Here is a 23083-nt window from a genome sequence, read left to right as displayed (position 1 = left end):
GTGAAGAGCAGCGCAGGCACCGGAGCGTATAGATATACGTGAGGATTCCGAGCAGCACATGAGCCTTGATCACGGCCTCGCAGTAAGAGCGCAAGCAGGTTCCAAGAGGGATATCAGCATGTACGACATCATCATCAGAGCGGGACGCCAGGGAAATGGCGAGCTCATCGACATCGCCATCCGGGACGGCAAGATAGCGGCCATCGGCCAGCTGCCGGCAAGGAGCGAGGCGAAGCAAACCCTGGATCTGGCGGGCAGGGTGCATGTGAGCGCGGGCTGGATCGACGGCCACACCCACTGCTACCCCGCCTCCCCCATCTATCAGGATGAGCCGGACAAGGTGGGCGTCGAGTCCGGCGTCACCACAGTCATAGACGCGGGCAGCACAGGCGCCGACGACGTGGATGCGTTCCAGCGCCTCGCTTCGGGCTGCAAGACCCGGGTGCACGCCCTGCTCAACATCTCCCGCATAGGCCTGCTGCGCCAGAACGAGCTGGCGGACAGCCTGGATCTGGACATGGCACTCGCCTCGGCAGCCATTGCCCGTCACCCCGGCTTTGTCGTCGGCATCAAGGCTCGCATGAGCGGCAGCGTGGTGGGCGAGAACGGCCTGCAGCCGCTGCGCATGGCCAAGGCACTGCAGCAGGCCCACGGTCGGCTGCCGCTGATGGTGCACGTGGGCAACACGCCGCCGGATCTGGACGAGATAGTCGCCCTGCTGGGAGAGGGGGATCTGCTGACCCACTGCTTCAACGGCAAGCCCAACCGTATCCTGACCCCGGCCGGCGAGCTGCGGGTCGCGGTGCGCGAGGCGATGAAACGGGGCCTTTTGCTCGACATAGGCCACGGCGGCGCCAGCTTCAGCTTCGAGGTGGCGGAGCTTGCCATCCGCCAGGGGATACTGCCCCACACCATCAGCTCGGACATCTACTGCAAGAACCGCATCAAGGGGCCTGTGTATAGCCTGGCTCACGTGATGTCCAAGTTTCTCGCCATCGGCATGACGCTGGAACAGGTGCTCGCCTGCGTCACCGACCAGGCCGCCGATGCGCTGCGCCTGACCGGCAAGGGACGACTCGAGGTGGGCGCGGATGCCGATTTGACCCTGTTCGAACTGGCCAGCGGCCCGACCCTGTTCATGGATACCGAGGCGCAATCGCGCAGCGGCGACCTGCAACTGCTTCCCCTCGCCGCCCTGGTGGGCGGTGACCTGGTTCTGACTCACTATGGGAAATCACACCATGCCTTCTGTTTATGAGAAATATCAGCTCAAACCGGTGATCAACGCCTCCGGGCGCATGACCATTCTCGGCGTTTCCACCCCCGAGCAGGAGGTGGTCGATGCGGTCAACTTCGGCCTGGGCCACTACTTCGAGGTGAAGGATCTGGTCAACAAGACGGGGGCCTACCTGGCAGGCTTGCTGGATGTGGAAGATGCCGTGGTGGTCTCCTGCGCCAGCGCTGGCATAGCCCAGTCGGTGGCCGCCGTGATAGTGCGTGGCGACCCCTACCGGCTGGAGCAGCTACATGCCCATCGTCATGACGTGCCGAGCGAAATCGTGCTGCCCAAGGGGCACAACGTCAACTTCGGCGCGCCGGTCGGCACCATGGTCAATCTGGGGGGCGGCCAGGTGGTGGAGGCCGGCTATGCCAACGAGTGCTCCCCTGCCCAGCTGGCTGCCGCCATCAATGCCAACACAGCTGCCATCCTCTACATCAAGTCCCACCACTGCGTGCAGAAGAGCATTCTGTCGGTGGCCGAGGCGGCCGAGGTGGCCAAAGCCCACCAGCTGCCGCTCATCGTCGATGCGGCTGCCGAAGAGGATCTGCGTCTCTATTACAACCAGGGGGCGGATCTGGTCATCTACAGCGGCGCCAAGGCCATCGAAGGCCCCACCAGCGGGTTGGTGCTCGGCAAACGCCAGTATGTGGAGTGGGTCAAGCAACAGGCCAACGGCATAGGCCGCGCCATGAAGGTGGGCAAGGAGGGGATCCTCGGTCTGACCCACGCCATCGAGCGCTATCTGGCAAAAGAGAAGGAGAGCGGTGCCGCCATGGTCGCCAAGATGAACCCCTTCATCGAGCGCCTCAACCAGCTGCCGGGCGTCAGCGCCAAAGTGGTGTGGGACAGCGCGGGGCGCGACATAGCCCGCACCGACATCGCCTTCGACCATGCCAGCATCGGCATGACGACTGTGCAGGTCGTCACCCGCCTGCAGCAGGGCACTCCTGCCATCTACTGCCGGGGCTACAAGGCCAACGAGGGGCATATCGAGATCGACGTGCGCAGCGTCACCGCCCCCCAGCTCGACCAGATCCATGCCGCCATTGCCAACCTAGTACAGGAGAATCGTTGATGTCCTTAACTCCCAACTACTACCGTGACCGTGTCTGCCTCAACGTACTGGCAGGTTCCAAAGATAATGCCGTCGCGGTATACGACGCTGCCGAAGGCCATGTGCTGGTCGGCGTGCTCTCCAAAAACTATCCGGATGTACCCTCTGCGGTCGCCGATATGAAGGAGTACTCGGCCCTTATCGACAACGCCCTCTCCATCGGGCTGGGGGCGGGCGATCCACGCCAATCCGCCATGGTGGCCGAGCTGGCTCGCCAGCTGCAGCCCCAGCACGTCAATCAGGTGTTCACCGGGGTTGGTGCCAGCCGGGCGTTGCTGGGCCAGCCCCACAGCTTGGTCAATGGCCTTGTCTCTCCCACCGGCACCCCCGGCATGGTGAAGATATCCACCGGGCCCCTCAGTGCCGGGCAGCCGGACGGGATTGTGCCTATCGACACCGCCATCGCCCTGCTCAAGGACATGGGCGGAAGCTCGGTCAAGTTCTTCCCCATGGGCGGTCTCACCTGCCGTGACGAGTATCAGGCGGTCGCCGAAGCCTGCGCCCGTCACGGCTTCTGGCTGGAGCCCACAGGTGGCATAGATCTGGAGAACTTCGAGGAGATAGTCCGCATCGCACTGGACGCTGGTGTCGAGAAGGTGATCCCCCACGTCTACAGTTCCATCATCGACAGCGAGAGCGGCCAGACCCGCCCCGAGGATGTGCGCACCCTGCTCGCCACTGTGAAACGACTGCTGGCGTGACGAAAAGATGGCACCGGTCCGATCTCTGGCCGGTGCCTGGCTTGTTAATGACCCGCTTGTTAACATCGACTCTTTATTTCGCGACAGGAGTCCCGTCCCTTCTCATGACCAAGCTGCCCCACCCCAGACTCCATCAACTGCTGACCCAGCTCCATGCCGAACCGCTGCCACAGGAGGAGCTGGCTCGCCGCCTCAATGTCTCCACCCGCACGGTGCGCACCGACGTGGCGACCCTCAATGAGCTTATCGCCACCCACGGCGCCCACCTGATCCACCAGCGCGGCAGCGGCTACCAGCTCAAGATTTACAATCAGGGGCTGTTTGACGAGTTGCTGGCGGCCCAGGAGCAGGAGAGCAGCCTGCCCCGAACCAGCCGCGAGCGGGTGCTGCACCTGCAGATCCTGCTGCTGACGGCGGAACAGGGGATCAAGCTCGACGAGCTGGCGGATACCTGGTATCTGAGCCGGGCGGCGCTGCAGGGAGACATGGCGGAGGTGCGGGAGCGACTCGCCCACTTCGGCTTGCTCATCGACAGCAAGCCACGGCTCGGCATGCGCATCCAGGGGAGCGAGACGGCGATCAGGGCCTGCCTCACCCAGCTGCTCTATCAGGAGCTGATCCACAACAACCAGTTGCAGAGCCTGCTGCCCAACCTTTGCCCCAGCAAGACGCTGGAGGTAGTGGGCAATCACATCCATGCCCAGCTCGGCCATCACCAGCTGCGCCTCGCCGACGAGAGCCTGCAGCAGCTCGCCATCTACTGCGCCGTCGCCCTGCTGCGCCAGGCGGCCGGCCACGAGCTGCGCCAGTTTGCCAGCGACGACATCACCCAGACTCTGGCCGCCGTGGCCCGCGACATCTACGCCGAGCTGCCGACCCTGACACCGCCGGGAGCGGAGGAGATCGCCTGCCTCGCCATCCAGATCCAGGCCCGCCTCACCGCCGACACGCCCAGGCTCAGCCCGGCCATGGCCGCCGAGAGCGAGCAGCTGGTCGAGCATCTGCTCGCCTATATCCAGCAGCACTACCCCTATGATCTGCGCGGCGATCTGCAGCTGCAGGCGGATCTGCAGACCCACATCAGCGCCATGCTGCTGCGGGTCAAATACCAGATTGGCAGCCACAATCCGCTGGCGGATCACATCAAGCAGTACTATCCCCTCGCCTACGACATCACGCTGGCGGCCATCTCTGAGTGGATCAGGCAGACTCCCTACCGGCTGACCCATCACGAGATAGGTTATCTGGTGATCCATATCGGAGTCGGGCTGGAGCGCCACTATGACATCGGCTATACCCGTCGCCCCCAGGCGCTGCTGCTGTGCGACGCCGGCAACGCCACCTTCCGGGTGCTGGAGGCGCGCATCAAGCGGGAATATCCCCAGCTCCAGCTGACGACGCTGGAGTCGGTGCGAGATTACGAGGGATTGGCGCGGATCGAGCAGGACTTCGTCATCAGTACCGTCAAGGTGGCCGAGAAGAACGCGCCCGTGGTGCAAGTCGCCCCTTTCCCGACCCAGTATCAGCTGGAGCAGCTCGGCAAGCTGGTGCTGATCGACCGCACCCGCCCCTACCTGCTCGACAAATACTTCGATGCCGACCACTTCATGGTGGTGAGTGAGCCACTCAGCCAGAGCCAGTTGTTTGCCCGGATCTGCGATCAGCTGGAGGCTGAAGATCGGGTGGAGAGCGGATTCAGAAGCTCGTTGCACGAGCGGGAGCGTATCGTCTCCACCCTGCTGGGGGAAGGCATAGCCCTGCCCCACTCCCTCGGCCTGCTGGCGCGGCGTACCCTGGTCTATACAGTGCTGGCCCCCCAGGGGATCGACTGGGGCAATGGCGAGACAGCCACCCTCATCTTCGTGCTGGCCATCAGCAAGGCGGACTACGAAGAGGCGATGGGGCTCTACGACCTGTTTCTGGCGCTGATGAACGAAAAAGCCAGCAAGAATTTGCTGGCTTGTCGGGATTTTGCCAGCTTCAAGGGGCTGGCGCGCACCGGTTCCTGAACCAGGACGGGGAGTGAGTCACTCCTCGTTGAAACCGGAGGTGAACAGGGCCACCACGGCAGCCAGCGCCTCCACTTCTTCGGGGCCCTCCACCTGCACTTCCACCTGCTTGCCCTGAGCGGAGTCCAGCATCAGCAGGCCGATCACGCTGTCCGCATCGGCCTCTATGCCATCCTCGTTGCGCAGCAGCACGTGGGCGTCGAAGCCCTGCACCAGTTCGAACAGCATCATGGCCGGCCTGGCATGCATACCCAGTTTGTTTTTGACTTCCACCGAGGCTGAGACGGTCATCTGATCTCCCTATTGGTCCATCAATATTGCGGCGCACTCTTGTCGAGGGTGCGGTGGCGGATCTGGACGTTCTTGCCCAGCAGCCGGAATGCGCTGGCCAGCTGTTCGGCGATGAACACGGATCTGTGCTGACCACCGGTGCAACCTATCCCCACAGTCACATAACTGCGATTGTTGCGCTCCAGATGCGGCAGCCAGGTCGCCAGCATGTTCTCAATCTGCAGGATGAACTGCATCACGTCCGGCTGGCTGGAGAGATAGCGGGCCACAGGCTCGTCCTTGCCGGTAAAGGGCTTGAGTTCGGGGATCCAGTGCGGATTGGGCAGGAAGCGGGCATCGAACACGAAGTCGGCGTCCTTGGGGATGCCGTACTTGAAGCCGAACGACTCGAACACCAGCACCAGCTCATTCTCTTTCTTGCCGAGCACCCGGGTCTTGATGAGCTCGCTCAGGTCGTGAATGCTGAGGTTGGTGGTGTCGATGCGCAGATCGGCGGTCGAGGAGAGCGGCGCCAGCAGGTGGGTCTCTTCCCGGATTGCCTCATCCAGCGACAGCTGTTTGCGCGACAGGGGATGCAACCGGCGGCTCTCGCCGTAGCGCTTGAGCAAGGTGGAGTTTTCCGCATCGAAGAAGAAGCTGGAAAATTCGACCCGGCCCTCGTTGCGCACCTGAGCCAGCAGGGTCTCCAGCTTGTCCGGGCTCACCGGCAGGTTGCGCACGTCTATGCTGACCGCCAGCTTGTCATACTGGCTCTCGACCGAGACGATCAACTGGGGCAGCAGGTTGACCGGCAAGTTATCCACGCAGTAATAACCGAGATCCTCCAGCACACGCAGGGCCACTGTCTTGCCCGAGCCGGAGCGCCCACTTACCACTATTAATTGCATCTTGTTCCCTCACCGCTTGGGGTCATGACGGGGGCCTGCATCTCAGGCCGAGGTCATGATCTGATAGAGATCTTCATCGCTGGTTGCCTGGCGCAACTGGCGGCAAACCGCCTTGTCACCCAGTTTGGATGCCATCAGGGAAAGGGTCTTGAGGTGCTGCTTGCACTCGCTTTCCGGCACCAGCAGGGCAAAGAGCAGGTCAACCGGTTGATTGTCGATGGCGTCGAAAGGGATAGGCTCTGCGAAGGTCATCAGGATGGCGGTCGGCGGAAACTCGTCACCGATCCGGCCGTGGGGAATGGCGATACCGGCACCGATACCGGTACTGCCCATCTTTTCTCGGGCCAGCAGGCACTCGAATAACGCCTGACGAGAGGTCCCCAGGCGCTCAGCGGCTAATTCACTGATGATCTCAAGGGCGCGTTTCTTGCTGGTACAAGGGACCGCACTTTTGGTGCAGTCCCGACTCAGTATGTGTTCAAGTTGCATAGTTATTTTTGATTTAACTTATCTTTGTGCTTGATGATCTGCCGATCCAGCTTGTCCAGCAGGGTATCAATCGCAGCATACATGTCGGCATGCTGTGAATTGGCGAACACCTCGCCACCGCTGACATGCAGCTTGGCTTCGGCGATCTGGTTCAGTTTTTCTACGCTCAACACCACATGAACATTGTTGATGTGGTCAAAGTGACGCTCGAGTTTGGCAAATTTGTTGTTCACATAATCACGCAGAGCTTCGGTGATCTCGACATGGTGTCCGGTCAGGTTAATTTGCATAACGTCTTCCTTTTGTTTTGCCTAAACCAGGCGTTTGCGCTGATTGGATGGCGGGATCAACAAGGATTCACGGTACTTTGCGATCGTGCGTCTCGCCACCATAATACCCTGTTCGGCCAGCAAATCCGCGATCTTGCTATCACTTAGCGGCTTGGCGGGATTCTCTGCCGTCACCAGCTTCTTGATCAGCGCGCGAATTGCGGTCGATGAGCACTCTCCTCCTCCTTCGGTATTCACATGACTGGAGAAAAAAAACTTCAGTTCGAAGATGCCGCGGGGCGTATGCATGTATTTCTGGGTCGTTACCCGGGAAATGGTCGACTCATGCATCTCCACCGCTTCGGCGATGTCGTTGAGCACCATGGGTTTCATGGCCTCTTCACCATACTCGAAAAAGCCCTGTTGCTGCTCGACAATACAGCTGGCCACCTTGAGCAGGGTGTCATTGCGACTCTCCAGGCTCTTGATGAACCACTTGGCCTCTTGCAGATGGGAACGGATGAACTGGGTGTCCTGGCTGGTGCGCGCCTGGCGTGCCATGGCGGCATAGGTCTCGTTGACCCGGATGCGCGGCGCAGAATCGGGATTGAGCTCGACCACCCATTTGGTGCCCTTCTTGACCACGGTCACATCCGGGATCACGTACTGGGAGTCGCTCTGTATGATGCCATTGCCCGGTCTGGGCTCCAGCTGCTGGATGAGATCCAGCACCTCCTTGAGGTCGCTCTCCTTGAGCCGGGTCTTGCGCGCCAGGGTGCGATAATCGCGATTGCCGAGCAAGTCCATGTGCTCGTTGATCACCTCTCTGGCCTCGGTGAGCCAGGGCAGTTCGGGGGCGTATTGACCGAGCTGGATCAACAGGCATTCCTGTACCGAACGAGCGGCGATGCCGACCGGATCGAAATGCTGCACTCGCTTGAGCACGGCCTCGACCTCGTCGAGTTCCACCTCGACATCCTCGCTGCTCACCGCCGCCTGTATATCTTCGAGGGAGACGGTCAGATACCCGGAATCGTCGATGGCATCTATGATGGCGAGGGCGATGGCGGCATCCAGATCGCTGAACGGCGTGAGTCGCATCTGCCACAGCAGATAGTCCTGCAGATTCTCGGTGGTTTCGCCCTGATAGACGCTGTCTTCCCCATCGTGGATGGGGCCTGCGCTCTGGGCCGTGCCGGCCGAGTAGACATCCTCCCAGGTGGTATCCACCGGCAACTCGTCCGGCATCTGATCCTGGGCCATGGCATCGCTGGAGTCGAGCTGACTGGCGTCGACCGGCTCTTCCGGGCTGGTCTCCTGCACCTCATTCTCCTCTTGCTCCAGCAAGGGGTTGTTATCGAGCGCTTGCTGAATTTCCTGCTGGAGTTCCAGAGTGGAGAGCTGGAGCAGACGAATCGCTTGTTGTAATTGCGGCGTCATGGTCAGGGACTGACCGAGACGCAACTGTAATGTCGGCTTCATCTACGTCGGGATATCCTTATGTTCAGCGAGGCAGTCGTCACAGGAAATGAAGATATGCCCCCTTACTATAGACTGAATTGATCGCCCAAATAGACGCGCTTGACCTGTTCATCGGCCAGTATCTCGGCCGGTGCACCTTCGGCAATCATCTTGCCGTGGCTGACGATATAAGCCTTCTCGCATACGTCCAGAGTCTCTCTGACGTTGTGGTCGGTGATCAAGACGCCCAGGCCTCTATCTTTCAGATGCTGGATGATCTTCTTGATGTCTATCACAGAAATGGGGTCGACCCCGGCAAACGGCTCATCCAGCAGGATAAAACGCGGCTCGGCCGCCAGCGCGCGGGCGATCTCGACCCGGCGTCGTTCCCCCCCGGACAGACTCTGACCCAGGTTGTCGCGAATATGGGTGATATTGAACTCTTCCAGCAGCTGTTCGACCTTGTCTTCCCGCTCTTCGCGGCTCAGCCCCTTACGGGTCTGCATGACCCCCATCAGGTTGTCGAACACCGACAGGCGGCGGAAAATGGAGGCCTCCTGCGGCAGATAGCCGATGCCGTTGCGGGCTCGGATATGCATGGGCTGAAGGCTGATGTCCTGATCGTCTATGGTGATGAGACCGGCATCGCTCTGCACCAGTCCCACTATCATGTAGAAGGAGGTGGTCTTGCCGGCGCCATTCGGGCCTAGCAATCCGACAATCTGGCCGGTACCCACTTCCAGGCTCACATCGCTGACCACCATGCGGCGCTTGTAACTTTTTTGCAGGCCGACTGCTTTCAACACTGCCATGGCTTATTTTCCCTGCTTCTTCTGATCGGCGGGCTTGTCGAAGTTCTCTACCTGATCCGGCAGGAACACCGTCTTGACGCGCTGGGTCGGGCCCTTGCTCTCGGCGATCATCTTCTGTTTGACGATGTCGTAGCGGATCAGATCGCCGTTGACCTGGCTGTCTTCCTGCTTGAGCTGGCCATTGCCGGTGATGGTCACCAGCCGGTTCTTCAGCTCGTAGCGGATGCTGTTGCCGTGGGCATTGACCGGCTTGCCGTTGTCCAGGATCTGAAAGAAGGTGGCGGGATTGCCATAGGCCGTCATGACCTCGGCCCCTTTCTCGCCGGAGCGGATCACCACTACCTTGTCGGCCTTAATCTTGATGGTGCCCTGAGTGATGATGACATCGTCACTGAAGGTGATGCGGTTGTCCTGCATCTCGGCCACCTGTTTGACCGCATCCACGTAGACCTTCTCGGCAAAGTCGGACTCTTTGGCGCTCACGGTGCCGCACAGCAGCAAGGCCGCGAGGGCCAGATTAACGTTTTTCATTGAAATAGATGGCATGGCCCTGGTCCAGTAATTCAAAATATTTGCGTTCCAGATGACCCTTCAGGCCAACGCCCTCGGTCTGGAAATCCTTACCCACTATGCTGACTTGCTGATTGCTTCTCACGTTCTGGGTCACCAGATCCAGCTCCATATAGGGGGTATCCAGCGTGGAGATGAAGGAGGTGGGCAGCAGGCCGTCCAGATGTACCTTGTCCCGCAGGATCACGTTGTCATCCGTGTTGAGCACGCCGGTATCGGCGGTGACTTTCCACTCGGCCTCGCCCTGCTTGTCGAACATGTAGACCACCGGCTTGTTGAAGGTGGCCTGTTCGAGGAGCTGGTAATACTCCGCATACTCGGACTCCAGCCGCTCGGTGCGCCGCCCATCGGCGTCAAAGCGGGTGGTGACCAGATTCTTGGCGGTGAAGTCCGGCTGATAGTTCTCGACCTTGGCGGTCGGCTCCGGCACCAGCTCTATGTCGCCGAGCTGCCAGGCGGCCAGCGCCACCAGAAACAGCAGGGCAAACAGCAGCGTCTGTCTGCTCATACCGAGGCCTCTGGCTGATAGTCACCCAGCCCTTGTGCCTGCAGTATCAGGTCGCACACCTCGCGCACAGCACCCAGCCCACCGGCCAGTCGGGTCACCATGTCGGCCCGGGCCAGCACCAGTGGGTGGGCATCGGCCACGGCGATGCCGAGGCCACAGGCCTGCATCACCGGCAGATCTATGGTGTCATCACCCATGTAGGCGGCCTGCTCCGGCGTCAGCCCCAGCTTGGCCAGCAGTATCTCGAAGTGGGGCAGCTTCTGATCTGCCCCCTGCACCAGATGCTGCACACCCAGGCTCTTCATCCGGTCGCTGACGATGCGGGAGTTGCGCCCCGTGATGATGGCGATCTCGATCCCGGCGTTGAGCAGGGCGCGCATGCCGGCGCCGTCGCGGGTACAGAAGGTCTTCAGCTCTTCGCCATCATTGCCCATATAGATGAGGCCGTTGGAGAGAACTCCATCCACATCGCACACCAGCAGGCGGATCTGCGCCGCCCTGTCATACTGGCTGCGCGTCACCGGACCGTAGAGGGTCGGTACGTTTTGCATCAAATTACTCCGGCTTTCAGCAGGTCGTGCATGTTGAAGGCACCCAGTGGGCGCTTGTCCTCATCCACCACCAGTAATCCGTTGATCTTTCTGGTTTCCATCAATTTGACGGCTTCTGCCGCCATCATCTCGGGTCCTACGGTAACACAGTTGGCCGTCATCACCTTGGCGATCGGGGTGTGATGGATATCCACCTGCAGATCCAGGATGCGGCGCAAGTCACCATCGGTAAAGAGCCCGGCCAGCCGGCCATCGGCGTCGACGACCGCCGTCATCCCCAGCCCCTTGCGACTCACTTCCAGCAGCGCCTGGCTGATGGTGGCATCTATCCCCACCCGGGGCAACAGCTCGCCGCTGTGCATCAGGTCACCGACCCGCAGCAGCAACCGCTTGCCCAGCGACCCGCCCGGGTGAGAAAGGGCGAAATCGTCGGCGGTGAAACCGCGGGCTTCCAGCAGGGCAACCGCCAGTGCATCCCCCATCACCAGAGTGGCCGTGGTGCTGGAGGTGGGCGCCAGCCCGAGCGGGCACGCCTCCTTCTCGACCCGTACGCACAGGTGCACGTTGGCTTCCTTGGCCATGGTGGAGGCGGGATTGCCCGTCATGCAGATCAACTGGATGCCACGGCGTTTGAGCACCGGCAGCAGGGCCAGGATCTCGTCACTCTCGCCCGAGTTGGAGATGGCGATGATGAGATCGCCGCTGGAGATCATCCCCAGATCCCCGTGACTGGCTTCGCCAGGGTGCAGGAAGAAGGCGGGGGTGCCGGTGCTGGCCAGGGTGGCAGCAATCTTGCTCCCGACATGACCTGACTTGCCCATGCCGGTGACCACTATCTTGCCACTGCAGCGCAGCACCAGGTTGCATGCCTGATCGAAGGCATCATTCAGGTACTGATAGAGTCCATCAATCGCTTGTTTTTCAATGTCCAGCACGGTACGGGCGCTGCGACGAAAATCGAACAGTTCAGACACTTTTTCAGGCTTTACAGACATAAAGGCACAGCTCCGGGCCGAAATTTGCTGCGGGATTATAAAAAAGTCTGTCGAGATAAGCGAATCGGATACTTCTCGGTCCTAAAAGAGAGACAATTGGTTACACAAAACTGTCGCGCTTTTGGGCAGGCGGGCTGTTCAATAGTTGTTCCTTGCTGTTGCTTAGACCTAGACTAGCCCATAAAATTCGCTCTTCATTTACACCGGATGGACAATTGTTTGAACAATGACCTGATCACCATCTCCGATCTGACCTTCAGTCACGGAGATCGGCTGTTATACGACGGGATCAACCTGACCATTCCCCGTGGCAAGGTCACTGCGGTCATGGGCCCCAGCGGCATAGGCAAGACCACCTTGCTGCGGCTGATCGGTGGCCAGCTCAAGCCTGAGTCCGGTCATATCCTGTTTGACGGGGAAGATATCCCCACCCTCTCCCGCTCCCGCCTGTACGAGGTGCGCAAGCGGATGAGCATGCTGTTCCAGAGCGGCGCCCTGTTTACCGGCATGACGGTCTACGACAACGTGGCCTTCCCGCTGCGGGAGCACTCAGGCCTGCCGGAGGAGCTGATCCACACCATCGTCATGATGAAGTTGCAGGCGGTCGGTCTGCGTGGCGCAGCGAAACTGATGCCGTCCGAACTCTCCGGCGGCATGGCCCGCCGCGCTGCGCTGGCCAGATCCATAGCGCTGGATCCGGACCTCATCATGTATGACGAGCCGTTCGTCGGCCAGGACCCCATCACAATGGCGGTGCTGGTCAAGCTGATCAAGGAGCTGAACGGTGCCCTCGGCATCACCTCCGTCATAGTCACCCACGACGTGAAAGAGGTGCTGAGCATAGCCGATTACGCCTATATCATCGCCAACCGCAAGGTGGTGGCACACGGCACGCCGGATCAGCTGCGCGAGGAGCACAATCCCGAAGTCGAGCAGTTCCTCAAAGGATTGCCCGACGGTCCTGTTCCGTTCCATTTTCCGGCAGGCGACCTGCTACAGGATCTGTGATGTTGATAAGCCAAGTAAGCAAGCTGGGCCGGGTCGGAGTGCGTTTCATCAGCTCCATCGGCCGAGCCACCATAATGCTGTTTCATGCGCTGGCGGGCAAACCCGAGCCGCGCAAGCACTTCCCCCTGCTGCTTCAGCAGCTGTATGTGGTGGGCGTGCAGTCCGTTGCCATCATACTGGTGTCCGGTCTCTTCATCGGCATGGTGCTCTCGTTGCAGGGTTACAACGTATTGAAGGACTTCGGCGCCGAACAGAGCCTGGGCCCGCTGGTCTCCCTCTCCCTGTTGCGGGAACTGGGTCCGGTCGTGACGGCGCTGCTGTTTGCCGGCCGTGCCGGTTCGGCCCTCACCGCCGAGATCGGCCTGATGAAGGCCACAGAACAGCTCTCCAGCCTGGAGATGATGGCGGTGGATCCGCTGCGCCGGGTAGTGGCTCCCCGCTTCTGGGCCGGGGTCATCAGCATGCCGCTGCTGGCTTTCATGTTCAGCCTGATCGGTATCTTCGGCGGCAAGCTGGTCGGTGTGGACTGGCTGGGGGTGGACGAAGGGGGCTTCTGGTCCGCCATGCAGGCCTCAGTCGACTGGCAGGATGACATCATGCAAGGGGCGATCAAGAGTGTGATCTTCGCACTGGTTGTCACCTGGATTGCGCTCTTTAACGGTTATGATGCCAAGCCGACCTCGGCCGGGATCAGTCAGGCCACGACCCGTACCGTGGTCCACTCCTCCCTGGCCGTGCTCGGCCTGGATTTTATACTCACCGCAGTCATGTTTGGATAAGGTAAAGATGAAGTTCAGCAAAGTAGAATTCCTGGTTGGCGCCTTCATGCTGGCCGGCATCGGTGCCATTCTGGCGTTGGCACTGCAAGTGGCAGGTTTGAGTTTCAAACCGGAAGGAGAAACCTATACCCTGCGCGCCCATTTCGATAATATCGGCGGCCTGAAAGTACGTTCACCGGTCAAGGTGGGCGGCGTCGTCGTCGGCCGGGTCAGCGACATCACCCTGGATGCCAAGAGCCAGGTGCCAGTCGTATCCCTGCAAATGCAGAAGAGTGCCGGCGAGTTTTCCGAAACCAGCACCCTCTCCATCCTGACCTCGGGGCTGCTCGGTGAGCAGTACATAGGCCTGATGCCCGGCTTTACCGATGAGGAGATGGGCACCAACATGCTCAAGGATGGCGACATGATTGAAGACACCAAATCCGCCATTGTGCTGGAAGACCTGATTGGCAAGTTCCTCTACAGCCAGTCTTCCGACACCAAGTCAGACAGCAAGTAAGGAGTAACCATGTTCAAGAAGATCGCCCTGCTGCTGGGCCTGATGACCAGCATGCTGTTTTCCCTGGTCGCTCACGCTACCGATGCCACCGATCCCTATGCCCTGGTGGACGAAGCGGCCAAACAGACCTTTGCCCGCCTGAAGGCGGACAAGTCCCAGGTGAAGAGCAACCCGGATCACCTGCGGGTCATCATACGTGAAGAGCTGCTGCCCTACGTGGACAACCGCTTCGCCGCCTACAAGGTGCTCGGCAACCAGATCAAGCAGACCACACCGGCCCAGCGTGACGCCTTCGTCGAGGTATTCACCGAATACATGGTGAGCTCCTACGCCGATGCGCTGGCGCACTTCGACAAGCAGACCGTCAAGGTCGAGCCTGGCAAGGCGCCGGGTGACAGCAACATCACAGCCGTCAACGTCAGCGTGAAAGAGACCGGCAAACCGGACATCTTCCTCGAGTTCAAGCTGCGCAAGAACAACAAGACCGGCGAATGGAAAGCCTTCGACATGGTCGCCGAAGGCATCAGCCTGCTCTCTGCCAAGCAGAACGAGCTGGGTGGCCTCATTCGCCAGAACGGCATAGACGCGGTGATCGCCCAGCTGCGCGCCCACAATGCCAAGCCGCTGGTCATCAAGTCATGAGACTGAGCGGCGAGCTGCAGGCACCCCAGGTCGTTGAGCTGTGGCAACGCCGCGCCGACTGGTGGCAGGAAGATCGGCTCGAACTGGGCGAGGTCACCACCCTGGATTCGGCAGGGCTTGCCCTGCTGGTCAAATGGGCCAAAGCCGCATTGGCACGAGGCGCCACACCGCAACTGGTGGGCGCCTCCACTGATTTTTATACCCTGGCCAACCTGTACGGGGTGGCCGGGCTGTTTCAGTCAACCCCGCTCACAACTGAGGACGCATAATGCAAGTCTCTGAAATTGAAGCGATACTCCTCGAGGCTCTGCCATTGTCCGAAGTCCATGTCAAAGGGGACGGTAGTCACTATCAAGTGATCGCCGTCGGTGACATGTTTGACGGTATGAGCCGGGTCAAGAAGCAGCAGGCCATCTATGCCCCGCTGATGGACAAGATCGCCAGCAACGCCATTCACGCACTCTCCATCAAGGCCTTTACCGATGCCGAGTGGAAGCGCGAACGTAAATTCCTACTGCCCTCCTGATTTGGTATCTAAGTAAATGGACAAATTTAAAATTGATGGTCGTTGTACTCTCAACGGCGAAGTGACCATCTCTGGCGCCAAAAACGCCGCCCTGCCTATCCTGTTCGCCACCCTGCTGTGTGATGAAGAGATCCACCTCTCCAACGTACCGCGCCTGAAAGACGTGGGTACCACCATCAAGCTGCTGGAGATGCTGGGCGCCACCACCAAGGTCAACGGCAACGTGACAGTGCTGACCGGTGCGGTAAACAACCACGTCGCCCCCTACGAGCTGGTGAAGACAATGCGCGCCTCCATCCTGGCGCTGGGCCCGCTGGCCGCCCGTTTCGGTGCTGCCGACGTCTCCCTGCCCGGCGGCTGCGCCATCGGTGCCCGTCCGGTCAACCTGCACGTCCACGGCCTGGAGCTGATGGGTGCCAAGATCACCATCGAGGATGGCTACATCAAGGCCCGCGTCGACGGCCGTCTGAAAGGCGCCCACATACTGATGGACATGGTTTCCGTCACAGGCACCGAGAACCTGATGATGGCCGCTACCCTGGCCGACGGTCGCACCGTGATCGAAAACGCCGCGCGCGAGCCGGAAGTGGTCGATCTGGCCCACTTCCTCAATGCGCTGGGTGCCAAGATCCAGGGCGCGGGCACCGACACCCTGACCATAGACGGTGTCGAGCGTCTGCACGGTGGCAGCTATAGCGTGCAACCTGACCGTATCGAAACCGGTACCTTCCTAGTGGGCGCTGCGGTTACCGGCGGCAAGATCACCTGCCGCAAAACGGATCCCTCCCTGCTGGAAGCCGTGCTGGTCAAGCTGGAAGAGGCGGGTGCACTGATCGAGAAGGGCGCTGACTGGATCAGCCTCGACATGACGGGTCGTACCCTCAAGCCGGTCACCATCAAGACGGCCCCTTACCCGGCCTTCCCGACCGACATGCAGGCACAGTTCACCGTGCTGAACGCCGTCGCCAAGGGCACAGGCATGGTCACAGAGACCATCTTCGAGAATCGCTTCATGCACGTACCTGAACTGGTGCGGATGGGCGCAGATATCGAACTGCAGGGCAATGTGGCCATCTGCCGTGACACCGAGCAACTCAAGGGTGCCCAGGTGATGGCGACCGACCTGCGCGCCTCCGCCAGTCTGGTGCTGGCCGGCTTCGTGGCCGAAGGCTCCACCATAGTCGATCGCATCTATCACATCGACCGTGGCTACGAAGACATAGAGCACAAGCTGCAGGCCCTGGGTGGCCGCATCGAGCGCATCAAGGGCTGATTTTCCCTGATCGCAGGCTGATAAAAAGGCCCCCTCGCGTTGGCGAGGGGGCCTTTTTCATAGCTGCGAATCGGCTGATGCCGGGATCAGTGGCCAGCCAGCTTCATATTTTCGACCAGCACAGAGCCTGTCTTGAGGCTGGAGCGCTCATCTTCGTCGCTGCCCACCGCCACTATATGGCTGAACATCTCGGTCAGATTGCCAGCTATGGTGATCTCTTCGACCGGGTAGGCTATCTCGCCATTCTCGACCCAGAAGCCGGCGGCGCCACGGGAGTAGTCGCCATTGACGATGTTGACCCCCTGCCCCATCAGCTCGGTCACCAGCAGGCCTGTGCCCAACTCTTTGAGCATCTCCTGGAAATTCTGGCCCGTGCTGGAAACCTGCCAGTTGTGGATGCCACCGGCATGACCCGTAGTGGTCAATCCCAGCTTGCGGGCCGAATAGGAGGTGAGCAGCCAGCTCATCAGCTCGCCGTTGCGCACTATGTCCATGTCACGGGTACGCACCCCTTCCCCATCGAACGGGGTGCTTGCCAGTCCGCCCAGCAGGTGGGGGAACTCCTGAATGGTGAGCCACTCGGGCAGGATCTGCTTGCCCAGCTTGTCCAGCAAGAAGCTCGACTTGCGATAGAGATTGCCACCGCTGATGGCCATCACCAGATGGCCCCACAGGCCGGCAGCCGTGTCGGGGTGAAACAGCACGGGAGCGTGGCGGGTGGAGATCTTGCGGGCGCCGAGGCGGGAGACTGTGCGTTCCACCGCCTCGTCAGCGATGCGCTGCGGGCTCCAGAGCCCGGCCAGATCGCGGCTGGAGGAGTAGCCATAATCCCGCTGCATGTCGCCATCCTGCTCACCGATCAGCACACAGCTCAGGGAGTTGCGTGACGCCGCATAGCCTTTGACGAAGCCGTGGCTGTTGCCATAGACCTTGATGCCGAGGTGGCTGGAGAAACCTGCCCCGTCGGAATGCTTGATGCGGGTATCGCGACCGAGCGCCAGCCGCTCGCACTCGATGGCCAGCTCGATGCCGCGCTGGGGATCCAGTTCGATTTGGTGGCACAGTTGCAAATCGGGGGCATCCCAGGCCAGCAGGTCCGCATCAGCCAGACCGGCACAGTCATCGGGCGAGGTATGGCGAGCTATCTCCATGGCCGCTTCAACGGCGGCGCGGATGGCCGGCTTGCCCAGATCGGTAGTCGAGGAGGAGCCCTTGCAGCCATCGCGATAAACGGCGATGCCGAGGGCACCATCCTTGTTGAATTCGATACTTTCCAGTTCACAACCGCGGGTGTTCACCGACAACCCGGTCTGCTTGCTGATGGAGACTTCGGCCAGCGAGGCACCCAGTCCCTTGGCTATCTCCAGTGCCTCGGCAACGACGGCCTCGAGATGGGCTTGATCCTGGCGAATTTGGTCTTGCTGATCCATAACTCACATCTGTATGAAGGAAGGAAAGGGGGCTAAGCATATCAGACCCCTGCGCCCAGCGGGAGAAGCTGGTAACATATCCACCAACGTGAATGACAGGAATCAAGAGACCGATGAGTCAATATCAAGACGACAACGAGTTGGAAGACTGGGGCCCCAGCAAGACCCAGCTCAAGCGCGATGCGGAAGTGCTGCAGAAGCTGGGCGCGGAGATAGTCTCCCTGAGCCACAGCGAGCTGGAAAAAATCCCGTTGGATGAAGAGCTTGCAGATGCTGTCGAGCTGGGCCGCAAACTCAAGCCCAAGAAGGATGAGTCCTTCCGTCGCCATTTGCAGTTCATCGGCCGTCTGATGCGCAGCCGTGATATAGAACCGATTGAAGAAGCGCTCTCCATCATCAAGAACCGCCACTCCACCGTGAATGCCCGCCTGCATCGTCTGGAGCAGTGGCGTGAGCGCCTGATCACCGAAGGTGACAGCGCCTTGAACGAGCTGATGTCCCAGTTTCATGAGCTGGACCGCCAGAAGCTGCGTCAGCTGATCCGTTCCGCCAACAAGGAACGGGAACTGAACAAGCCGCCGGTCGCCTATCGCGAAATGTACCAGTACCTGCGCGGTGAAATCGAAAACCTGCTGTAAGTGATGACTCACGCCGCATGGCGAGCAGCAATCGACACAGCGTAAAACGGGGCCATATTGGCCCCGTTTCTTATGCTGCTCTGCGCGCTAGTTGCCAGCGAGGCACTGGGTATGGGTACCGGGCTGCAGATAAGGCATCAGCAGTGGCGCCATTCCCTTGAGCACCTGCACCGGCAAGGCCGAGGTGAAGCGGAACTTGTCAGACTGGCTGCCCGGCACATAGGCGGTCAGGGTACCGAAGTGATCCTCCCCCAGATAGAAGACGAAGGTCGCGGTCCGGTTGCGAGCCAGCGAGCTGGTCACGTTGCCGTAGCGACCGACCGTTTCGATCCGGTTGTCACCCGTGCCCGTCTTGCCCCCCATCGGCAGGACTGTGCCATCCGGCAGGGCAAAGGCGCCGGCTATGCGTCTGGCGGTTCCCCCTTCAACCACCTTCGACAGCGCATTGCGCAACGCGGTCGCCACCTCGGCCGGCAGCACCCGAGTGCCTTCGGTATGGAGCGGTTCAAACGCTGTCTCGAACGGCGTGCCCTTGGCGAACGAGAGGTGTTCGATACGCAGGGTCGGCGCACGAATGCCACCGTTCTGGATAATCCCCATCAGTTCGGCCAGTGCTGCGGGTCTGTCCCCCGAACTGCCCAGAGCCGTCGCCAGCGAGGGGACCAGGTGATCGAACGGGTAGCCCAGTCTGGCCCAGCGTTGGTGAATGTCGAGGAAGGCCTCGACCTCCAGCATGGTACGGATACGGCTGTCCCTGGCACTGCGGTGACGGGTCTTGAACAACCAGCTGTATACCTCTTGGCGCTCATCACGACTGGCTTCGACCGCATCGGCAAAGGTCGCCTTGTCAAACTCCTTGAGGTAGGAGAGCAGCCACAGCTCCAGTGGGTGAACCCGGGCTATGTAGCCCTGATCCGGCAGCGAATACTTGCCGGGACCATAGCTGGTATAGAGCTGCTCTATCCGCCGGTCGCTCAGCTTGTCACGCGGCAGTCGCTTCGCCAGGAAGGCGGCGAAGGTCTCCTGCGAGGCATCCGGCATCAGGTAGCGATGCACGGCGGCGAGCCGCACGGCACTGGGCTTGAGACCATCTAGGAAGGTGTCGAGCTGCTCATCTGCAGTCTTGCCGCGATACTTGCGCCAGAAGCGCAGCAGATAGGTCTGGCCCTCTTTATCGGCGAACTTGGCCAGATACTCGGTACGGCGCGGATCCTTGTCATCCTTGAGCAGCTGGGCACGGTTGCCCTCCCGATACAGGCTGTAGCGCACTATATCGCGCATCAGCCGCACGAACGGCAGGTTGATGGACTCGCGCAGCGCGTCGCGGATCGCCGGAATGCGACCGTTATCCTCACGACGGAAGTTGTTGAAGGTATGCATGCCACCACCGGTGAAGAAACCTTCGCTCGGGCTGGCGGAATACTTGCGATCCAGCGCAGCCTCCAGCATAAGTGGCAGGCTCTTGTCCTTGGCCGTCATCAGATAGGAGACGGCCCAGCGGCTGATGTTGTCCTGATTTGATACCTCGATCTTGCGCAGGCTCTCCGCAGACATGTCCGCATAGCTGTCGTGCAGCTCGGAGACGATCTCCAGATAGGTGGTCAGTACCCGCAACTTGGCGGTTGACCCCAGCTCCAACTTGCTGCCCTCGTTGATATCGAACGGCTGATCCGTGTTGTCAGTCTGCACCCGTACCTTGAAGCCTTCCGGTGACTTCTCGAACAGGGTAAAGCTGTATTTCACGTCCCCCGTCTTCTCCGGCGAGAGCAGGCGCTCACCAAACAGCCCAACCTGGGCGGCGATGGCGGGATCCGCCAGCTGCTGCAGGTAACGGGAAATCTCGTTTTGCAGCGGCATGTTGAGGCTTGTGTCAGCGGTCAGATCCATCCGGTCCAGATCATACAACTGCACCCCGAGCTGGCGACTGAGACGGGTACGCGCGACCTGCAGACCCTTGTTGTTGTTGACCTTGGTCATCGCAGGGGACTGCAGGAAGTCGCGGAAACCTATCTTGGCCTTGAGAGCAGCCTCCATCAATGGCGGCGTGATCATTCCCTCCTGCACGAACAGGCGCAGATAGCTGTCGGTCAGGGTCGCCAGTGCATCGCGCCCCTGTGCCAGATAGTAGGAGGGGCGACGGTGGGCAATCATCAGCGAGACTACCTGACGCAAGGCGAGCCCTTGCTCTGCAAGCGGTGCATCCTGGTTGCGGGCCGGATCCAGCAGACGATTGACCTCGTCCACGTTGGCACCAAACCAGACCCAGAGGCCATCACCCAAGCCATGCACCTCGCCATAACCCGGGGCCGCGGAGAGCGGAACCGAGTTGAGATAGGCCCATGCTACCAGCTTGCGCGCCTCCAGCGTCTTGGGGCCCAAGCGATAGGCGCGCACGCTGGCCGAGGCCATCTGGCGGATCTTCTCGGTGGGAGAGAGCGTCAGACCGTCCGGTGAGTGACGATACTTCTCGACCTGAGTGGCCAGTGTGCTGCCACCGGCGGACTGATCCTGCATATCCAGCGCCTTGCCGACCTGGGACATAGCCGCCTTGGCAAAACGGGGCCAATCCACCGCAGGGTTCGCCAGCGGTTGCTCGTTGCTCAGCAGGTCACGGTTTTCGATGAACAGCAGCGACTGTATGACCAGCGGCGGGATGGAGGCAAAATCCGGGTAATAGTGGGTCGGATACTTGAACTGATAGAAGGGTTCGGCCCGGCAGTCATGCAGCGTCAGCCCGGCCTGCACCTTCTCGGTATAGGGAACGAAAAAGCCACGACTGGCATAGTCATAGAGCGCATCGGAAAAATGCACCTGCTCGCTGACCTGATAACCCCGTTGCAGCAAGCGCTCCTGCATCATGGGCAGCAGCACGTAACCGAGCCGCTTGTCGAAGGGGCCATCGTCGGGGAAGGCTATCTGTTTGCTGGGGCCCGACTCGACCTGATAGGTCAGCTTGGCAGCATAGCGGGAGATCTCCTGCGACTGCAGCCTGGATGTCTGCATCTCATAGCCAACCAGGGCGATCACGGCAGCCAGGCACAGCAAAAAGAGAAAACAGAACAACCAGCGCCACCAGGGACGACGTTTGCGCGTGTATTTGCCGTCCGCGCGTGGGACGGATGAATCCTGAGATGCCACTTTGTTCAAATCCGTCTGTTCTGATGCGCCCATATCAGCCCCACCATGGTTGCGCAATTTATTGTGTTTCACTCAAGCTTAGTCTTTTCAAGTCAATGGCTTGAAAACTATTGACCGCTTTGTAGTGATGGTAACAGGGCGATTATAAAAAGGGGAGCCGATTGTTGCAGCGCGCGAAGAGATCCGAGCTGATGGCGGAAAACAAAACACCGGCCAAAAGCCGGTGTTTTCAGGTAGCAGCTAGGCTGGACTACTTGCTTGAGCTCATGGCCTTGAGCTTGGAGCTCAGATCTTTACGCTCTTTGGACAACTCGGCATTCTTGATGATGTGATCGTCGACGCGCTCTTCATAGTCGGTACGCATGTTGGCGATGATGGCCTGAACCTCATCTATGCTCATGCCCGGCTTGATGTAGTCGCTCAGGTTGTCGAGCAACAGTACCCGCTTCTGGTTATCACGGATCTTCTTCTCGTTATCGGCGATCTCGCGCTTGAGTTTGTTCTGGCGACGGGACATACGCACATATTCCAGTACATCGCTGAAGGTGGACTTGTTTACTTGTTCCATATCGATACCACTGACTTAAGGTTGATAAAAGCAGGCCAAGTTACGCCCGTACCAGAGAGAAAAAAGGAGAGGGTACAGGCAAACTCAAGATGCCCTTTACTCTACCGAGTTATGAAGCAGATACAACCCTAATTGCAGGCTTGGCGCCGGGTTTCGGCGGCAGAGAGTCGAGTGGAGAACCAAATGGACAGGCCACCATGAGGTAGCAATTATCACATCAGCAAACAAGGGAGCAAAGGGCCTTGCTGGTTGAGCTGAGGCGATATGAAACAGCTGGCTATGGGGTAATAAGAAACAAAATATAACCAAAATTGCGCAAAATGGCTGCTGACATGCCAATTTCAAGCAATAAAAAAGCCCGCTCAAATGAGCGGGCTTTCAATGTTGGGTGCCTGGCAGTGTCCTACTCTCGCATGGCGAATGCCACACTACCATCGGCGCTACCGCGTTTCACTTCTGAGTTCGGCATGGGATCAGGTGGTTCCACGGCGCTATGGCCGCCAGGCAAATAACTTCAATCTCGGAAAGCTGACGTGAGTAACGACTGATTGGCTATTGCCTAGTCGCTATCACTGAATTTGTAAGTAGTCTCGCACTTGCTACAAGTCTCAGAACACTTCTTGGGTGTTGTATGGTTAAGCCT

At 59.9% G+C, this 23083-nt stretch carries 25 protein-coding genes and 1 rRNA gene; 12 read left to right on the top strand and 14 right to left on the bottom strand.

Annotated elements, in window-relative coordinates; genetic code table 11:
- Positions 1-118: 118 nt before the first annotated feature.
- The 4 genes from ACM3N8_RS13580 (at position 119) to ACM3N8_RS13565 (ending at position 5106) form a co-directional block, all read left to right on the top strand.
- Positions 119-1258 carry an amidohydrolase/deacetylase family metallohydrolase gene (locus ACM3N8_RS13580; RefSeq protein WP_416016227.1) on the top strand — a complete coding sequence of 380 codons (1140 nt, stop codon included), beginning with the start codon at positions 119-121 and terminating at the stop codon, positions 1256-1258.
- Positions 1242-2357: a DgaE family pyridoxal phosphate-dependent ammonia lyase gene (locus tag ACM3N8_RS13575; RefSeq protein WP_290018394.1), complete on the top strand. Its 1116-nt coding sequence runs from the start codon at positions 1242-1244 to the stop codon at positions 2355-2357. Before ACM3N8_RS13580 ends, ACM3N8_RS13575 begins: the two co-directional genes overlap by 17 nt.
- Positions 2357-3097, top strand: a complete 741-nt coding sequence (dagF, locus tag ACM3N8_RS13570) for a 2-dehydro-3-deoxy-phosphogluconate aldolase (RefSeq protein WP_416016226.1) — start codon at positions 2357-2359, stop codon at positions 3095-3097. Before ACM3N8_RS13575 ends, dagF begins: the two co-directional genes overlap by 1 nt.
- A 104-nt stretch (positions 3098-3201) precedes the next feature.
- Positions 3202-5106, top strand: a complete 1905-nt coding sequence (locus ACM3N8_RS13565) for a BglG family transcription antiterminator (RefSeq protein ID WP_290018390.1) — start codon at positions 3202-3204, stop codon at positions 5104-5106.
- A gap of 18 nt (positions 5107-5124) precedes the next feature.
- Here ACM3N8_RS13565 and npr read toward each other — a convergent pair whose 3' ends face one another.
- From npr to ACM3N8_RS13515, 10 genes are all read right to left on the bottom strand, one after another.
- Positions 5125-5397, bottom strand: a complete 273-nt coding sequence (npr, locus tag ACM3N8_RS13560; RefSeq protein WP_005314403.1) for a PTS phosphocarrier protein NPr — start codon at positions 5395-5397, stop codon at positions 5125-5127.
- Between the two features lie 20 nt (positions 5398-5417).
- Positions 5418-6284, bottom strand: a complete 867-nt coding sequence (gene rapZ / locus ACM3N8_RS13555; protein ID WP_043140001.1) for an RNase adapter RapZ — start codon at positions 6282-6284, stop codon at positions 5418-5420.
- A 42-nt stretch (positions 6285-6326) separates the two neighbouring features.
- Positions 6327-6773 (bottom strand): PTS IIA-like nitrogen regulatory protein PtsN, encoded by a 447-nt coding sequence (gene ptsN, locus ACM3N8_RS13550; RefSeq protein ID WP_042867845.1) that lies wholly within the window; start codon positions 6771-6773, stop codon positions 6327-6329.
- A gap of 2 nt (positions 6774-6775) precedes the next feature.
- The gene (gene hpf / locus ACM3N8_RS13545) at positions 6776-7063 is read right to left on the bottom strand and encodes a ribosome hibernation promoting factor (RefSeq protein ID WP_005305957.1); all 288 of its coding nucleotides are present in this window, start codon (positions 7061-7063) and stop codon (positions 6776-6778) included.
- A 21-nt stretch (positions 7064-7084) separates the two neighbouring features.
- On the bottom strand, positions 7085-8524 hold the full coding sequence (locus ACM3N8_RS13540; RefSeq protein WP_043140004.1) for an RNA polymerase factor sigma-54: 1440 nt from the start codon (positions 8522-8524) through the stop codon (positions 7085-7087).
- Positions 8525-8589: 65 nt separating this feature from the next.
- Positions 8590-9315: an LPS export ABC transporter ATP-binding protein gene (lptB, locus tag ACM3N8_RS13535; protein WP_042867841.1), complete on the bottom strand. Its 726-nt coding sequence runs from the start codon at positions 9313-9315 to the stop codon at positions 8590-8592.
- Positions 9316-9318: 3 nt separating this feature from the next.
- Positions 9319-9846 (bottom strand): lipopolysaccharide transport periplasmic protein LptA, encoded by a 528-nt coding sequence (gene lptA / locus ACM3N8_RS13530; protein WP_042867839.1) that lies wholly within the window; start codon positions 9844-9846, stop codon positions 9319-9321.
- The gene (gene lptC, locus ACM3N8_RS13525; RefSeq protein ID WP_043554300.1) at positions 9833-10393 is read right to left on the bottom strand and encodes an LPS export ABC transporter periplasmic protein LptC; all 561 of its coding nucleotides are present in this window, start codon (positions 10391-10393) and stop codon (positions 9833-9835) included. The genes lptA and lptC overlap by 14 nt, the downstream gene beginning before the upstream one ends.
- On the bottom strand, positions 10390-10944 hold the full coding sequence (gene kdsC / locus ACM3N8_RS13520; RefSeq protein WP_290018387.1) for a 3-deoxy-manno-octulosonate-8-phosphatase KdsC: 555 nt from the start codon (positions 10942-10944) through the stop codon (positions 10390-10392). Before kdsC ends, lptC begins: the two co-directional genes overlap by 4 nt.
- Positions 10944-11939, bottom strand: coding sequence for a KpsF/GutQ family sugar-phosphate isomerase (locus ACM3N8_RS13515; RefSeq protein ID WP_043140012.1), 996 nt, complete (start codon positions 11937-11939; stop codon positions 10944-10946). The genes kdsC and ACM3N8_RS13515 overlap by 1 nt, the downstream gene beginning before the upstream one ends.
- Before the next feature lie 207 nt (positions 11940-12146).
- Here ACM3N8_RS13515 and mlaF point away from each other — a divergent pair, with 207 nt between their 5' ends.
- From mlaF to murA, 7 genes are read left to right on the top strand one after another with little or no spacing between them, the layout of a single operon-like run.
- The gene (gene mlaF, locus ACM3N8_RS13510) at positions 12147-12947 is read left to right on the top strand and encodes a phospholipid ABC transporter ATP-binding protein MlaF (RefSeq protein ID WP_043140015.1); all 801 of its coding nucleotides are present in this window, start codon (positions 12147-12149) and stop codon (positions 12945-12947) included.
- The gene (mlaE, locus tag ACM3N8_RS13505; RefSeq protein ID WP_042868353.1) at positions 12947-13726 is read left to right on the top strand and encodes a lipid asymmetry maintenance ABC transporter permease subunit MlaE; all 780 of its coding nucleotides are present in this window, start codon (positions 12947-12949) and stop codon (positions 13724-13726) included. Before mlaF ends, mlaE begins: the two co-directional genes overlap by 1 nt.
- 7 nt (positions 13727-13733) lie before the next feature.
- A complete protein-coding gene (gene mlaD, locus ACM3N8_RS13500; protein ID WP_241325654.1) occupies positions 13734-14225 on the top strand; it encodes an outer membrane lipid asymmetry maintenance protein MlaD in 492 nt (163 codons plus the stop codon).
- A 9-nt stretch (positions 14226-14234) separates the two neighbouring features.
- Positions 14235-14867 (top strand): phospholipid-binding protein MlaC, encoded by a 633-nt coding sequence (gene mlaC / locus ACM3N8_RS13495; RefSeq protein ID WP_042868357.1) that lies wholly within the window; start codon positions 14235-14237, stop codon positions 14865-14867.
- The gene (locus ACM3N8_RS13490) at positions 14864-15136 is read left to right on the top strand and encodes an STAS domain-containing protein (protein ID WP_042868359.1); all 273 of its coding nucleotides are present in this window, start codon (positions 14864-14866) and stop codon (positions 15134-15136) included. The genes mlaC and ACM3N8_RS13490 overlap by 4 nt, the downstream gene beginning before the upstream one ends.
- Positions 15136-15393: a BolA family iron metabolism protein IbaG gene (gene ibaG, locus ACM3N8_RS13485; RefSeq protein ID WP_005306001.1), complete on the top strand. Its 258-nt coding sequence runs from the start codon at positions 15136-15138 to the stop codon at positions 15391-15393. Before ACM3N8_RS13490 ends, ibaG begins: the two co-directional genes overlap by 1 nt.
- A 16-nt stretch (positions 15394-15409) precedes the next feature.
- Positions 15410-16666 carry a UDP-N-acetylglucosamine 1-carboxyvinyltransferase gene (murA, locus tag ACM3N8_RS13480; protein ID WP_042868361.1) on the top strand — a complete coding sequence of 419 codons (1257 nt, stop codon included), beginning with the start codon at positions 15410-15412 and terminating at the stop codon, positions 16664-16666.
- 86 nt (positions 16667-16752) lie between these two features.
- Here the strand turns inward: murA and pmbA are convergent, their stop codons facing one another.
- Positions 16753-18096, bottom strand: a complete 1344-nt coding sequence (pmbA, locus tag ACM3N8_RS13475) for a metalloprotease PmbA (RefSeq protein WP_416016225.1) — start codon at positions 18094-18096, stop codon at positions 16753-16755.
- 113 nt (positions 18097-18209) lie between these two features.
- On the opposite strand from pmbA, the gene yjgA reads away from it, so the two are divergent.
- Positions 18210-18734, top strand: a complete 525-nt coding sequence (yjgA, locus tag ACM3N8_RS13470) for a ribosome biogenesis factor YjgA (RefSeq protein WP_042868365.1) — start codon at positions 18210-18212, stop codon at positions 18732-18734.
- Between the two features lie 87 nt (positions 18735-18821).
- Here yjgA and ACM3N8_RS13465 read toward each other — a convergent pair whose 3' ends face one another.
- The 3 genes from ACM3N8_RS13465 to rrf all read right to left on the bottom strand — a co-directional run bounded on the left by ACM3N8_RS13465 (position 18822) and on the right by rrf (position 22945).
- Entirely contained in the window at positions 18822-21905 is a 3084-nt protein-coding gene (locus ACM3N8_RS13465; protein WP_348687412.1) for a transglycosylase domain-containing protein, read from the bottom strand.
- Positions 21906-22122: 217 nt separating this feature from the next.
- On the bottom strand, positions 22123-22440 hold the full coding sequence (gene tmaR / locus ACM3N8_RS13460; RefSeq protein ID WP_042868369.1) for a PTS system regulator TmaR: 318 nt from the start codon (positions 22438-22440) through the stop codon (positions 22123-22125).
- 390 nt (positions 22441-22830) lie between these two features.
- Positions 22831-22945, bottom strand: a 5S ribosomal RNA gene (gene rrf / locus ACM3N8_RS13455).
- Positions 22946-23083: the final 138 nt, after the last annotated feature.

Source organism: Aeromonas sp. A04, from assembly GCF_047780465.1.
Classification (GTDB): domain Bacteria; phylum Pseudomonadota; class Gammaproteobacteria; order Enterobacterales; family Aeromonadaceae; genus Aeromonas; species Aeromonas bestiarum.
The sequence above is the reverse complement of the archived record's forward strand: the minus strand, read 5'-3'. Positions and strand labels throughout refer to the sequence as shown.

Coding starts and splice junctions, on each gene's coding strand:
- mlaD (WP_241325654.1), top strand. CDS start 13,734: ATGAAGTTCAGCAAAGTAGAATTCCTGGTTGGCGCCTTCATGCTGGCC.
- mlaF (WP_043140015.1), top strand. CDS start 12,147: ATGGACAATTGTTTGAACAATGACCTGATCACCATCTCCGATCTGACC.
- lptA (WP_042867839.1), bottom strand. CDS start 9,846: ATGAAAAACGTTAATCTGGCCCTCGCGGCCTTGCTGCTGTGCGGCACC.
- yjgA (WP_042868365.1), top strand. CDS start 18,210: ATGAGTCAATATCAAGACGACAACGAGTTGGAAGACTGGGGCCCCAGC.
- dagF (WP_416016226.1), top strand. CDS start 2,357: ATGTCCTTAACTCCCAACTACTACCGTGACCGTGTCTGCCTCAACGTA.
- npr (WP_005314403.1), bottom strand. CDS start 5,397: ATGACCGTCTCAGCCTCGGTGGAAGTCAAAAACAAACTGGGTATGCAT.
- murA (WP_042868361.1), top strand. CDS start 15,410: ATGGACAAATTTAAAATTGATGGTCGTTGTACTCTCAACGGCGAAGTG.
- tmaR (WP_042868369.1), bottom strand. CDS start 22,440: ATGGAACAAGTAAACAAGTCCACCTTCAGCGATGTACTGGAATATGTG.
- ACM3N8_RS13465 (WP_348687412.1), bottom strand. CDS start 21,905: ATGGGCGCATCAGAACAGACGGATTTGAACAAAGTGGCATCTCAGGAT.
- hpf (WP_005305957.1), bottom strand. CDS start 7,063: ATGCAAATTAACCTGACCGGACACCATGTCGAGATCACCGAAGCTCTG.
- lptB (WP_042867841.1), bottom strand. CDS start 9,315: ATGGCAGTGTTGAAAGCAGTCGGCCTGCAAAAAAGTTACAAGCGCCGC.
- pmbA (WP_416016225.1), bottom strand. CDS start 18,096: ATGGATCAGCAAGACCAAATTCGCCAGGATCAAGCCCATCTCGAGGCC.
- rapZ (WP_043140001.1), bottom strand. CDS start 6,284: ATGCAATTAATAGTGGTAAGTGGGCGCTCCGGCTCGGGCAAGACAGTG.
- mlaE (WP_042868353.1), top strand. CDS start 12,947: ATGTTGATAAGCCAAGTAAGCAAGCTGGGCCGGGTCGGAGTGCGTTTC.
- kdsC (WP_290018387.1), bottom strand. CDS start 10,944: ATGCAAAACGTACCGACCCTCTACGGTCCGGTGACGCGCAGCCAGTAT.
- ACM3N8_RS13490 (WP_042868359.1), top strand. CDS start 14,864: ATGAGACTGAGCGGCGAGCTGCAGGCACCCCAGGTCGTTGAGCTGTGG.
- ACM3N8_RS13565 (WP_290018390.1), top strand. CDS start 3,202: ATGACCAAGCTGCCCCACCCCAGACTCCATCAACTGCTGACCCAGCTC.
- mlaC (WP_042868357.1), top strand. CDS start 14,235: ATGTTCAAGAAGATCGCCCTGCTGCTGGGCCTGATGACCAGCATGCTG.
- ibaG (WP_005306001.1), top strand. CDS start 15,136: ATGCAAGTCTCTGAAATTGAAGCGATACTCCTCGAGGCTCTGCCATTG.
- ACM3N8_RS13540 (WP_043140004.1), bottom strand. CDS start 8,524: ATGAAGCCGACATTACAGTTGCGTCTCGGTCAGTCCCTGACCATGACG.
- ptsN (WP_042867845.1), bottom strand. CDS start 6,773: ATGCAACTTGAACACATACTGAGTCGGGACTGCACCAAAAGTGCGGTC.
- ACM3N8_RS13580 (WP_416016227.1), top strand. CDS start 119: ATGTACGACATCATCATCAGAGCGGGACGCCAGGGAAATGGCGAGCTC.
- lptC (WP_043554300.1), bottom strand. CDS start 10,393: ATGAGCAGACAGACGCTGCTGTTTGCCCTGCTGTTTCTGGTGGCGCTG.
- ACM3N8_RS13515 (WP_043140012.1), bottom strand. CDS start 11,939: ATGTCTGTAAAGCCTGAAAAAGTGTCTGAACTGTTCGATTTTCGTCGC.
- ACM3N8_RS13575 (WP_290018394.1), top strand. CDS start 1,242: ATGCCTTCTGTTTATGAGAAATATCAGCTCAAACCGGTGATCAACGCC.